The following is a 13,403-nucleotide window of genomic DNA, read 5'->3' on the forward strand; positions in this document are numbered from 1 at the left end:
GAATAAAAAGTAAAGCGCTTTCGTAATTGTTGGCAAAGGGTAATCTCCTAGATAATAGAAAATGTAAGATGCAATGAGGGAGCAAGTAAAGGAGAGAGCAAATGACACAACGTAAAAACTTCTTCAACCCCGTTGTTGCAAGCGCTGCCGATCCGTGGGTGCTGAAGCATACAGACGGCTATTATTACTTCATGTGTACACGAGGGGGCTGTCTGGAACTTACACAATCGGCTAGTTTGACAGGACTTGCAGAGGGGCGTAAAAAAACGATTTGGACACCGGAGCAAGGGGGACGCTATAGCTCCAACCTATGGGCACCGGAAATTCATTATCTGGATAGCAAATGGTACATCTACTATACAGCTAATGATGGCGGCGGCGATGATTCAAGAAGAGTTTGTGTACTCGAGAATACGGAGGCTGATCCGCTGGAAGGTGAGTGGGTATGGAAGAGCGCTCTTGATACTCCTGTTCCAGGCCTCGATGGCTCCGTGCTGATTATGCATGACCAGCTTTACTTCTTGTATGCCGGTTATGGGCATTTCCCGGATTATGGATCAGCGATTTATATCATGAGAATGACTAATCCGTGGACGTTAGAAGGAGAGCAGACTTTACTCACCGCTCCAACTTTGGACTGGGAGAAGCAAGGTGGTATGGCCATTAACGAAGGTCCGGTTATTCTGAAACGGAACGGAAGAGTGTTCCTCGTCTATTCAGCCAGCACGACATGGTCGGAAGATTATGCGTTAGGGATGTTAACGATGGATGAGAAGGCTGATCCTATGCTGCAGTCCTCTTGGACGAAATCGATGGAGCCTGTTTTCCGCAAGAGCGTGGAAAATAGCGTGTATGCTACAGGGCACAACAGCTTCACGAAATCTCCAGATGACACGGAAGATTGGATCGTATTCCATGCCCTTCCTGCTGTGGGAGTTGAGACGAAGTTCCGTGCAACCCGTATTCAGAAATTCGATTGGCATCCTGACGGTACACCAGACTTTGGCATTCCATTTGGTGATGAGCAAGCTTTGGAAGCTCCGTCAGGCGAGTAAGGATTATTTTTTTATTAATTGATACATTAATTTTGTAACTAAGTACTTTTCTTGTGAATTGGAATCGGTCTAAAGTCCTTGATTTAAGCGAAGGTCTGCTATTTCTAAGTTTTATTAGTTCTAATATTTAAATATGAAAACGTTGACAATTTTAATTGGCACTCCTATTAAAAAGCGAAAGCAGGGGGATTAAAATGGGTAAAATGAAAAACCGTTTGCTTAACCTGTTACTGGTGTCCGCAATGTCAGTTTCTGTTCTAGCTGCATGCAGCAATAATAATGATCCGAAGGAGTCATCCGAGCCGGCTGCTACAGAGAGTTCGGATAATGGGACTACAACCGAAACGGCAGCCTTCTCCGACATTAGTCAAACGATTCGTGGAAATAAAACTCCTACTCAGGAGCAAATGGATGAAGTAAACAACACGATGAATGATACGTACCTGGGTGACCTTTACGATGAGAAGATTCCAAGCCATTATGAGGCTTATCCTTTTAAAAAGGACGTTACGCTGGACGTATGGCTGCCGGCTGATTCGAATATCCCGGATATGAATAATCAGGTTGTGCAGAAGCAAGTTGAGAAATTGACTGGCATTAAAGTGAACTTCATTACGCCGCCTGTAGGGCAGGAAGCAGACGCCTTTACCCTTATGATCTCCTCCGGTGAGCTGCCTGACATTATTATTGAGCCAGAACGTTACCCAGGTGGAATGGAAGCGGGCCTCAAAGATGGTGCTTACCTTGATTTGACCGATTTGATGGAGAAGAACGCACCTAACTATTCGGAATGGCGTAACTCCGATGAGACAAGAAGAAAAACAACGGTAACTGACAGCGGTAAGCTGCTAGGCTTTTACGGCATTGCTCCATATTCCGAGTGGATGTGGTTCGGCATGCTGATTAAGAAGGAAGCGCTCGAGAAGACAGGTTTGGAAATTCCAACTACGATGGATGAGTGGCATGCTTTCCTGACGAAAGCGAAGGAAGTGGGTTACAGCGAGCCGCTTAACTACGGTTCTACCTACGGCCAAGTCTTTACTGGCATTATTAACGGTGCATTTGGCGTTTGGGATTGGACGTTTATGGATGCGGACGGCAAAGTGCAATGGGGTCCAGCTCAGCCTAAAGCGAAAGATTACCTGACAACTATGCAGCAATGGAATAAAGAAGGACTGCTCAACCGTGACTGGGCTACTGCTGACTTTAACCAACGTATGGCAAGTGCCATTTCGAATAAAACAGCTGTTATGATGGACTCCCCGGATACGATGTGGAGCTACTGGAAGCAGCAAAACAATATTGATTTCGTAGGTGCTTTGAACCCCGTGCTGAACGCTGGCGATAAAGCAGCCACCACTTATAAGAACTTCAAGAGAACCGGCAGATCAGCTGCGATTACAACACAAGCAGATGATGTAGAAGCTGCAATGGCATGGCTTGATTTTGCTTACAGCAAAAAAGGCTGGGAGATCCTGAACTACGGCGAGTACGGCAAGACCCATTTGGTTGATGACAGCGGCAAGCCTTACTTCCAACCAGAGAGCAACATCTACAAAGATCCAGACGGTCAACCAGTTGCGACTACTCTTGTGAAATACCGTATGCATTCCTGGCCTGATATCCGCGATGAGCATAACTCTAACCCGCTTATCGTTGCAGAGGGCAGCTATTCGGGCGATATTCGTAAGTACTGGACGGAAAATATGGACACAAGCGTAGCTATGCCGCCAATTACATTTACACAAGATGAGGCATCCCGTGAAGCTGAGCTTGGTAATCAGCTGTCCACATTACGTGGTGAGTATTTTGCCAAAATTATTTCGGGCCAGCTTCCGGTCAGCGCTTACGATAAATTCTTGAGCGAAGCGAAAAATATGGGTCTGGATGAGTTCCTGAGCATCCATCAGGCAGCGCTTGATCGTTATAACCAAAGATAACTAATGGATAATTCAGGTGGTGAATGGGCAGGGCTGTTCGCGGATTTTCGCGAATGGCTTTGCCCATACCTGGAAATAAGGTGGTGGGTGCATGAAGACAAGTCTCATTATTAAGAAGGATGTTAGAAAAAACTGGTTTGCCTATATGCTGGCCGTGCCGGTCATTGCATGGTTTGCTATTTTTTGTTACGGACCTATGTGGGGGCTCTTGATTGCCTTTAAGGACTTTAAGCCGTTACTTGGATTTGCAAACAGCGATTGGGTCGGGCTGAAGCATTTTATTGATTTCTTTGAAGGGCCATATTTCTGGAGAGTCGTGAAGAATACGCTGCTCCTCAATGTTTGGGGCCTTGCGTTTGGGTTTACTGCTCCAATCATACTCGCCTTGATGTTAAATGAAGTGCGTGACGGCAAGTTTAAGAAGCTGGTTCAGACAATCACGTATATGCCGCATTTTATCTCACTTGTTGTTGTGTGCGGGATGATTCATATTTTCACAGAAGACGAAGGGGTCGTAACTCAACTGCTGCAGTTGATTACGGGCAAGGACTATACGTCTCTGCTTGGCTATTCCTCCTTCTTCAGGCCGATTTATACCTTCTCGGATATTTGGCAGACCATTGGCTGGTCCAGCATTATTTATTTGGCTGCGATGAGCTCGATCGACTCTACCTTGTATGAGGCAGCGGATATTGACGGCATTGGGAGACTGGGGAAAATGTGGCATATTACGCTCCCTCAGATCAGTCCGGTTATCGTTATCCTATTTATCTTTGCAGTAGGCGGCATAATGGCTTCGAGTTATGAGAAGATCATTCTCCTCTATAACCCGTTAACCTATGACAAGGCGGATGTTATAGCATCCTATGTCTATCGCAGAGGCTTACGAGAAGCGAGCTTAAGCTACTCCACGGCTGTTGGTTTAGTAAGTTCCCTAGTTAACTTTGCTCTTCTATGGGTGACGAACAAGATAGCAAGCCGCAAATCTGACGTGAGCTTATGGTAGGAAGGGGGATACATGTACGATGAAATATTATTCCGTTGGCAGCAGAGTATTTGATATTATCATTTATTTATTACTTGCTCTCTTAACCTTGTGTTGTCTGTATCCAATCGTCCATATCCTATTTGCTTCTGTCAGTGATCCGGCGAGGCTGGTTGCACACAAAGGGATATTGTTAAATCCACTTGGGTTTACGATTGACGGCTATAAGCTGATTTTCAAAGATAACAGTCTATTAGTGGGATACAAGAATACAATCCTGTATGTAGGGCTTGGCACGCTCGTCAATATGATTATGACGATTATGGGCGCGTTTGTTTTATCGAGACGGGATTTATATTTCAAGAAATATATTATGATCATCATTACGATTACGATGTTTTTTGGCGGGGGATTAATTCCCTGGTTCTTATTGATGAAAGATATCGGTCTGTACAATAATTTATGGGCTATGATTCTGCCAACAGCGCTTAGTACATGGAATATGATTGTGCTCCGGACGGGCTTTCAATCCATTCCTACGGAGCTTGAGGAAGCGGCAATTATTGATGGTGCAAGCCAGATTAAGCTGTTAATCAATGTGATTATTCCATTGTCTAAAGCTACCTTGGCCGTTATCTTCTTATACTATTTGGTTGGCAACTGGAATTCCTGGTTTAATGCCATGGTTCTGCTTAAAGATCGGGATCAATTCCCGCTGCAGCTGCTGTTGAAGGAGATTCTGGTAGCGAACGACTCTACGGCAACCTCACAGGGCAGCGCTGGCGGAGTTATCATCGACAGTGCTTCAAGTGCGACGGCATTCCGTGAATTAGTGAAGTATTGCACAATTGTGTTCTCAACACTGCCAATTTTGATGGTGTATCCATTCCTTCAGAAATATTTTGTAAAAGGTGTCTATGTTGGTTCGATTAAAGGCTAAGATAGCAAAGGAGCTTACTAACTTATGAAACTTGAATTTCCGCGTCCGGAATACCCGCGTCCTCAGTGGGTTCGGCCTAATTGGATCAACTTGAATGGGGAATGGCAATTCGAAATCGATCATGGCAAAAGTGGTAAAGAACGCGGGTATCAGCAATCCACACATGTGTTGTCTGATAAGATAACGGTTCCCTTTTGCCCAGAAAGCAAGCTCTCCGGAGTGGAATATAAGGACTTCATGCCAGCTGTCTGGTATCGAAGAGAAATCACTGTACCAGACAGCTGGATGAAAGGCAAAATTCTGCTGCACTTTGGTGCTGTCGATTATGAAACGGAAGTGTGGGTTAACGGAGTATCAGTTGGCACACATCGTGGAGGGTATTCTTCTTTCCACTTTGATATCACAGCAGCAGTTACAGCTGGAAGTAATGTGATTACCGTTTGTGCAGAAGATGATGTTCGTTCCGGGCTGCAGCCTCGCGGAAAGCAAAGTGAAAGATTCTATTCGCATGGCTGTGATTATACACGTACGACAGGAATATGGCAGACCGTTTGGCTTGAGCAGGTGCCTCAGTCTTATTTGGCAGGAATGAAGGTGGTTACAGATCCGGAAAACGATTGTGCGCATCTGGAAGTGCAGATCGGAGGAGAAGGCGCTGGAGCAACGCTAACGGCAACAGCTTTATACGAAGGAAGAGCGGTTGGTACTGTGGCCAGCGTGGTATCTGGAGCAACGGCCAGGCTGACACTTCCTTTGTCTGAGATTCACTTGTGGGAGCCTGGTCATCCACAGTTATATGATCTGGAGATCAGCTTGGCGAAGCAAGGACAAGTGAATGATACGGTCCAGTCTTACTTTGGGCTTCGTACTATCGAGCTCGATGGTATGGCCGTTCGGATTAACGGTAAATCTGTGTTCCAGCGCCTTGTGCTGGATCAAGGCTTTTATCCAGATGGCGTCTATACCGCCCCATCTGATAATGATCTGCGAAAAGATATCGAAATATCGATGGGACTTGGCTTTAATGGCGCTAGGCTCCATGAGAAAATGTTCGAACCTCGTTTCCTGTATTGGGCGGATAAGCTGGGCTATTTGGTGTGGGGTGAGCATGCGAACTGGGGCCTTGATATTACGACAGCTGAGGGCTTAGCCCGGTTCCTGCCGGAATGGCTGGAAGGGATGGAGCGGGACTTCAATCATCCTGCACTTATCGGCTGGTGTCCGTTTAATGAAACATGGGACCGGGATGGTGCGAAGCAAAACAATGATGTGCTGCGGATCGTTTATGAGGTGACAAAGCGGATGGATCCGACACGTCCTGTCATCGATACAAGCGGTAATTTCCATGTCATAACGGATATATTTGACATACATGACTATGATCAGAATCCGGAGACGTTCAAGGCTAGATATGAACCGATGAAGGCCGGCGGCGAAGTATTTAATACATTCCCGAACCGTCAGAAATACGAAGGGCAGCCTTACTTTATCAGTGAGTATGGCGGTATTTGGTGGAATCCGGATCAGAAGGATGAAAAGTCTTGGGGTTACGGCGACAGGCCGAAATCCGAAGATGATTTCCTTACGCGGTATGCGGGATTGACGGATGCTTTACTTGATCATCCAATGATGTTTGGGTTCTGTTATACGCAGCTTTATGATGTGGAGCAGGAAGTGAATGGGTTGTATACGTACGACCGCTGCCCGAAATTTGATCCTAAAGTCATTCGCAGCATTAATGCGAGAAAAGCTGCAATTGAAGATTAAACATTATGTAAAAAGGCCTCTTAGGAGGCCTTTTTCTTGTTTTCTGCTTGGATCACGGTATGCAACTAAAGACCTGGAGGGCTTAAGTAAGAACTATTTATTTGGGAATTTTTGTCGAAGTGATTGAAATGACATATATAATATATATAATATGACTTGTGAGTTACAGACTCTATGCTGAACAATTGGGAGGTGGGGAGTCAGCGTTTCGAACGGCATGCATCATCACTAATTCATAATAAGAGGTGTGGGAACATGATTCGAAAATTAACGGCAATCAGTTTAGTTGTTGTCAGTACGCTGTCTTTCTCGGCGGGATCTTATGCACAGCCGCAGCCGGCGGCGCAAGGATCCGCCATTTCATGGCCAAATAATCAAGCGCTTCCATCATTCAAGCAAGGCAAACAGCTAGAGGTAGCGGACATTTATGATGCACCAGGAGATGTGAAGCTGTTGTTCTCCACTTTGCAGGGCATCGTGAACCGGAAAGAAACTCGAATCTACCTTCTGGAAAACAAGGAAGAGGGTAAGTTCAAATGGTTGAATGATCTGAACGTCGATTATAAAGTGCGTGATGATTATTATGATATTTTGAAGCAGTACAAAAATGAAGTTAAAGGCATTATCATTTATGACCCTAATGTACCGGATTCTGTGAACGTGGCAACAACTTTGGCTGGTCTTCGTGACGGCGTAGCTGTAAGCCCTGAGCTGGCTGTAAAGCTGCAAGCTGCACCGTATAGCTTTAAGGTGATCGAGGATCTTCAAGGGAAGTTTAAGGACCGGGTAGACGCTTATACATGGCAGTATGAGAATTTGTGGAAAGAAACAACTCACCGGATGCTCGTAGGCCTCAGCCCTGAAGTGTCTTCACGTCCACCTGCGAATCAGCCTGATACATACAAGGTTGTAGCACAGGAGAAGACGGAAGAACGCGATGCGAAAAACCGTCAAGTGTATGATATGGACCTGTCTCAATTTGTAGCGAAGCCTGATGTGTATGTGAAATTCGGAGATGCGTTCACTCAGGACGGCTGGGGTGCAGCGGTTCATGAAATTACGGTGAAGGCTGACGGAGAAACGATCGCTCATTTCCTGCCAGGTACTGCTGATGAGAAGCCTTACCTGTACGACCCGCAAGGCTCCCAAGTATCGTCGGGAAGCGGCGGCCACCGTTTTGCTGATGGCGGCAACTATTTCACGTATAAGTTCACTCCACCTGCAGACACGAAGGAGCTTACAATGTCTGCTGAGATGTGGAATGAGTACAAGGTGAGTGCGACTAATGACCAGCCGTTCTCTTCTCAGACGAAGGAGCCTTATGGTTACCTGCGCGATTATGCCGTAGCAAACAAAGCAATGGTATTCTGGCTGGATTCGAATGATCCGGCCGAAAAAGAGCTGTTTGAGAAAATTTTGTCCGATGTGAAGCCTGGTACACCGTATCTTGGATGGTTCAGCAATGACTTCCAAGGTGAATTCAGCGGGGTAGAGGTTGCTTCGAATCATGGTGTGTACGTTCTTGCGGCGGACTGGTTCAGCAACTTGACCGTGTTCTCCGGAACGAAACCAAATTTTGTGAAGCCTAAAGCTCCAGCGCCGGTGAAACTGGACAACAAAATTTATGTAACGTATACATTCAGCGAAGGCGATAACCTTCAATATAACGAGCATAAGCTGCGGATCCTGTGGGATGACCCGAAACGCGGCCAGGTGCCAATCAACTGGACATCCAGCCCGCTGCTCTACGACGCCGCTCCAGCTATGCTGAACTACTTCTACGGCACAGCAACAGCGAATGATCAGATTATTGCCGGACCTTCCGGAGCAGGTTACTTCTACCCGGCTGCATGGCCGGAGAAATCGCTCACGGAATTCCTGAAAAACACTAAAGATTACATGAAGAAGACTGGAATGGAAATTCCATATGTGCTTAACCGCTTGAACGGTGAAAACCTGCCGCTCAGCAAAGCGAACAATGCAGCTTACCGCGATGAGTATGATGCGAAAGGCATCTTCATCGGCTGGGATAACTTCACTAAAGTAGATATTGTTGACGGTCTGCCGACTTCCAACATTCTAGGTGTAGGCTCAGTAAATGATGCGAAAAAAGCTCTTGCTGATGCAAAAGCGAAATGGGATGGCAAATCGCCGCTCTTCGTATCCCTTGGTATTCTCGCATGGGGCATGACGCCTACAGATTTGGCTAACATCACAGCTGGACTTGATTCTTCGTATCAAGTGGTATTGGCAGATCAATACTTCTCGCTTATTAGAGAAGCTAATGGCTTGCCTAAGAAATAGTCTTTATTAGAAAGAAGACCTCCGGATGTCTGGGGGTCTTTGTTTATTGAGGGTCATCCTTTTCCTCGCTAACGAATCGTCAGATGCTTATTCCTCGAAAAACAGCTACTTGAAGAATCTAACGAATCCTAGTAACGCTATTAGTCTGGTTGAAGGCAAAATGATGCGCTTTTAAGGGAAATAGCGATACCAGGATTCGTTACAATTTCCGAACCCTCCATTTCGAGCAAATAGCGTGTTGTAGATTCGTTAGAGTTTCATTAGTTGATTAGAATTGTACGGGCAGAGCAAATGTGCGGTAACGCTGCTTGCCGCTGGCTACGATAAGAAGTTGGTGTTCAACCAAGCTGAGCAGAATTCGGCGTGCATGCTGGTCGGAAATCCGCAGATGAAAAGCGAGCTCCGACGGCATGAAAGGACGCAGCAGACGCGTTGCATAGCGAATAGTTTCCGCCTCAAGCCAGCCTAATGACTCTGGCACATCGGTTGCAATAAACTTTCCGATAAAGGAAAGCACGAGCTGCTGACAGCGCTTTGGTTCATCAGTGATGGATAAATAAGCAATCGGCAAAAAGATCCAGTCATCAAGCGTTAATAGGCAGTGCCGCCAACACAGATCTTTGAAGCGCCTCACATCCAAATCTCTTGCGTGAGGTCCGTAGCCTTGAATTTCAATTCCACCTTTCATCTCCCCGCCGGGCATATACGCCAGATCAAGATAGCGGTATCCGTTATTGAAATCGCGAACCTCCCACTCTGGATATAAATGATTAAAGTTACGGACGGCCGGGAACCAGACCGAACGGAGAAATTCGACTGTGCCATGGCCAAGCCCTTTCTCGAGTAATTCTCGTCTTCGGTGATTCACTTCTTGTTGAATCATGGATTGCATCCATTCTTCATAAGCTTGGTCGAATTTCATAATTGCTCAACACATCCTTTAAAAAATTAGAATCTCATTCGTATCGTTGTTCGTGCCGTTACCATAAAAAAACGCCGTTTTGACATCATCCCACCTCATGGGGGACGGTTGTCAAAACGGCGTGTTCTTCACGACCAAACAATATATGTTCAGTATAAATCGATAATAAATGAGAAACAATCTGCTCTTTTATGAGAAAAATGAAAGAATTTATAGCGATTATCTTCATTTCTGTGAAAATGTTAATCCAAACTTTATATTTCTCTGTGGTACAATTACCCAAAAGCATGAACGTATCGGGCTTTATACCTACATAAATTATAGGGAGGTATATATGATCATACATAGTAAGCTTATGAAGTGCATAATAGGATTGGCGCTCATATTGCTCAGTATCGGAACGGTGTCCGTTGTCTCTTCTGGAGCAGCATATGCGGCAGAAGCAAACGCATCGGTTAAGGTGAATGACAAGAAAGTGAAGTTGTCCGATTCGGTTATCGTTCAGAAGAACAGAATGTATGTGCCTGCAGCAAGTATAGCTTCAATGCTTGGTGCAAACGTAAGCTGGGACAATGAAAATGAAGAATTAACTTTAGATACGGAATTAAATGATGAAGTTGTTTTCGGAAATGGCGTGCCGGTCGTTTATTTCAATGACATCCGTTATCGGATGGATGCGGTTCCATTCATTGAGGATGGCAGACTGTATGTGCCACTCCGTCAGCTGGCTGAAGTGCTCCATACCGATATGTCCTGGAACAACGATTCCAACACGGCTGAACTTACTGAAGTGGAGCGTGCGGCTGTAACGGAAGAGTACGGATTGGCTGAGATCAGCGATGAATACGGCATCGGCGCATCGACGCTACTGAAGCGCAACGGACTGGGCAGTAAGGATAAAGTTAAGCCAGGAGTAAAGCTTAAAGTTATCATCCCATCGTTTCTTGATAATCCGGCTGCGGCCTACTCCCAATCGGATTTGACGCTGCTCGCCAGGATTTCAGTGGTGGAGGCAGGCAAAACTTCTTATGAAGGACAGCTGGCGATTGCCAATGTCATTCTGAATCGTGTGAAGGACCCGAAATTCCCGAAATCGATACATGATGTAATTTATTCCGGAAAGCAGTTTCCACCAGCTCATAATGGACTACTAGATCAAACAAAGCCAACTGCAAGCGCCCTTCGGGCAGCTAAAGATGCACTGAATGGGAAAAACAATATTGAAGACGCTGTTTATTTCTTTAATCCACGTGTTACAAAAGGGGCATTCTGGTCCAGCCTGGATGTTGTCGTGACGATTGGCAGTCATAGCTTCGCAAAATAATAAAAACCCGCTAGACACAACAATGTGTTTAGCGGGTTTTTCGCGTGGCGTTCATTTATGATCAGCCGACTTAGCCTCGGATGAGGGGAACATGCATCGTATAACCATAATTAGGCAAAGAATAAGCCGATTGAATTCCTGTACACAGCTTTATAAATAAAAATGATTAATTTTACAAAATAACTTATAGACAATTTTCGACTTATACATTGAACCTGACGTGAGCCTGCGTTAGTATAAAGATAGTATAAAACACAGTACCGAAGTCGGATTTTATAGATTGATGTGAGGTGGATAGAGTTGCAACTTCTTGTGACGAACAGTCCGTTTACAAGCGAGCAGGCGGAATTAATTAACAAGCTGCTCCCAACTTTAACGGAAGCTCAGAAAAATTGGTTAAGCGGATATTTAAGTTTTTATGCTGCAGGCAATGTAGCAGCAGCAACGGCAGAAGCGCCAATCGTAACTGCTGAAGCTCCTGCAGCAGCAGCCATTCCTGAAGGTCCGAAGGAAGCAACAATTTTGTTCGGATCGCAAACAGGCAATTCACAAAGACTGGCGGGACGCTTGGCTGATAAGCTGAAAGGCCAAGGGTTCGAGGTAACGCTGTCGGCAATGAACAAATTTAAAACAAACAAATTAAAAGAAGTTAGTTATCTGTTTATTGTGGCTAGTACACATGGCGAAGGAGATCCGCCGGATAACGCGCTGACATTCTATGAGTTCTTGAATAGCAAACGTGCACCTAAGTTAGAAGGAGCGAAGTTCTCTGTTCTGGCGCTTGGCGACACATCGTATGAATTCTTCTGTAAAACAGGTGCAGACTTTGACACCAGACTTGCTGAGCTTGGTGCTGAGCGTATCGTTGATCGTGTTGATTGTGATGTTGACTTCGAAGATGCAGCCGCTGCTTGGATTGCTTCGGTTAACGGCGCAGTAAGCACAGCTTCTGCAGCATCGGCAGCTCCTCAAGGAGCAGCAGTTGTTTCACAGGCAGCAGCAGTAGAATCAGAATATACACGTGCTAATCCGTTTATGGCTGAGGTTCTAGAGACACTGAACCTGAACGGCAGAGGCTCGGATCGCGAGACTCGCCATCTTGAGCTGTCGCTGGAAGGCTCCGGTCTTTCTTATGAGCCTGGCGATGCGGTTGGTGTATATCCACAGAATGATCCTTCTTTAGTAGAAGAAATTATTTCATTCCTTGGGTGGAACTCGGATGAGAAGGTTGTAACGGGCAAAGCAGGCGAAACTTCCACGCTCCGTGAAGCGCTTCTTCATCATTATGAAATTACGGTATTAACGAAACCTCTGCTTGAAAAAGCGGTTGCCTTCTCGGGTAACAGCAAGCTGGCAGACTTGGTTAAACCAGAAAATAAAGAAGATCTGAAAGCCTATACAAATGGACGGGATCTGCTTGATCTGCTTCGTGACTATGCGCCTTGGACGATTCAAGCAGGGGATCTTGCTAACTTGCTTCGCAAGCTGCCGCCTCGCCTGTATTCCATTGCAAGCAGCGTCAACGCTCATCCGGAGGAAGTTCATCTGACAATCCGGAAAGTGGAATACGAAGCACATGGCCGTGATCGTAAAGGCGTTTGTTCGGTATACACTTCTGAGCGTCTGCAGCCTGGCGACAAGCTTCCGATCTTTATCCAGCAGAATCCGAACTTCAAGCCTCCTGTTAACTCGGATACACCAGTTATCATGGTAGGTCCAGGTACAGGTGTTGCACCGTTCCGTGCATTTATGGAAGAGCGTGAGGAATCCGGAGCAGCAGGTCAAACATGGCTGTTCTATGGTGACCGTCATTTCGTTACTGACTTCCTGTATCAAACGGACTGGCAGCGTATGCTGAAAGACGGCGTGCTGTCGAAGCTGGATGTAGCGTTCTCCCGTGATTCGGACGAGAAGGTTTACGTACAACACCGGATGCTTCAAAACGGTGAAGAGCTGTACAAATGGCTGGAAAATGGCGCACATGTGTATGTATGCGGTGACGAGAAGCATATGGCGCATGACGTGCAATCCGCACTCCTTACGATTATCGGCCAATATGGCGGTAAATCTCCGGAAGAAGCGGCAGCTTATCTGTCCCAGCTGCAAGAGCAAGGACGTTACCAACGAGACGTATACTAACGCTTGAGCAATAGCGCATAGCGATAA

At 45.9% G+C, this 13,403-nt stretch carries 9 protein-coding genes; 8 read left to right on the top strand and 1 reads right to left on the bottom strand.

The genetic code is table 11. The features are described 5' to 3' along the window. The first annotated feature begins 101 nt into the window (after positions 1-101). The 6 genes from FHS17_RS17890 to FHS17_RS17915 all read left to right on the top strand — a co-directional run bounded on the left by FHS17_RS17890 (position 102) and on the right by FHS17_RS17915 (position 8,991). Positions 102-1,055 (top strand): glycoside hydrolase family 43 protein, encoded by a 954-nt coding sequence (locus FHS17_RS17890; protein WP_167279789.1) that lies wholly within the window; start codon positions 102-104, stop codon positions 1,053-1,055. Between the two features lie 194 nt (positions 1,056-1,249). Continuing rightward, a complete protein-coding gene (locus FHS17_RS17895) occupies positions 1,250-2,995 on the top strand; it encodes an extracellular solute-binding protein (RefSeq protein WP_167279790.1) in 1,746 nt (581 codons plus the stop codon). A 91-nt stretch (positions 2,996-3,086) separates the two neighbouring features. After that, a complete protein-coding gene (locus FHS17_RS17900; protein ID WP_167279791.1) occupies positions 3,087-4,001 on the top strand; it encodes an ABC transporter permease in 915 nt (304 codons plus the stop codon). A 19-nt stretch (positions 4,002-4,020) separates the two neighbouring features. Further along, a complete protein-coding gene (locus FHS17_RS17905; RefSeq protein WP_167279792.1) occupies positions 4,021-4,920 on the top strand; it encodes a carbohydrate ABC transporter permease in 900 nt (299 codons plus the stop codon). 24 nt (positions 4,921-4,944) lie between these two features. Beyond that, complete coding sequence (locus FHS17_RS17910) at positions 4,945-6,687, top strand: glycoside hydrolase family 2 protein (protein WP_167279793.1); 1,743 nt, start codon at positions 4,945-4,947, stop codon at positions 6,685-6,687. Between the two features lie 255 nt (positions 6,688-6,942). Further along, complete coding sequence (locus FHS17_RS17915; RefSeq protein ID WP_167279794.1) at positions 6,943-8,991, top strand: GxGYxYP domain-containing protein; 2,049 nt, start codon at positions 6,943-6,945, stop codon at positions 8,989-8,991. 268 nt (positions 8,992-9,259) lie between these two features. Here FHS17_RS17915 and FHS17_RS17920 read toward each other — a convergent pair whose 3' ends face one another. Next, positions 9,260-9,913: a transcriptional regulator gene (locus FHS17_RS17920; RefSeq protein ID WP_208420444.1), complete on the bottom strand. Its 654-nt coding sequence runs from the start codon at positions 9,911-9,913 to the stop codon at positions 9,260-9,262. Positions 9,914-10,247: 334 nt separating this feature from the next. Here FHS17_RS17920 and FHS17_RS17925 point away from each other — a divergent pair, with 334 nt between their 5' ends. After that, positions 10,248-11,237 carry a cell wall hydrolase gene (locus tag FHS17_RS17925; protein WP_167279795.1) on the top strand — a complete coding sequence of 330 codons (990 nt, stop codon included), beginning with the start codon at positions 10,248-10,250 and terminating at the stop codon, positions 11,235-11,237. 300 nt (positions 11,238-11,537) lie between these two features. Continuing rightward, positions 11,538-13,376, top strand: a complete 1,839-nt coding sequence (locus tag FHS17_RS17930) for an assimilatory sulfite reductase (NADPH) flavoprotein subunit (RefSeq protein WP_167279796.1) — start codon at positions 11,538-11,540, stop codon at positions 13,374-13,376. Positions 13,377-13,403 lie beyond the last annotated feature (27 nt).

The sequence above is a fragment of the Paenibacillus lupini genome (genome assembly GCF_011761355.1).
GTDB lineage: Bacteria > Bacillota > Bacilli > Paenibacillales > Paenibacillaceae > Pristimantibacillus > Pristimantibacillus lupini.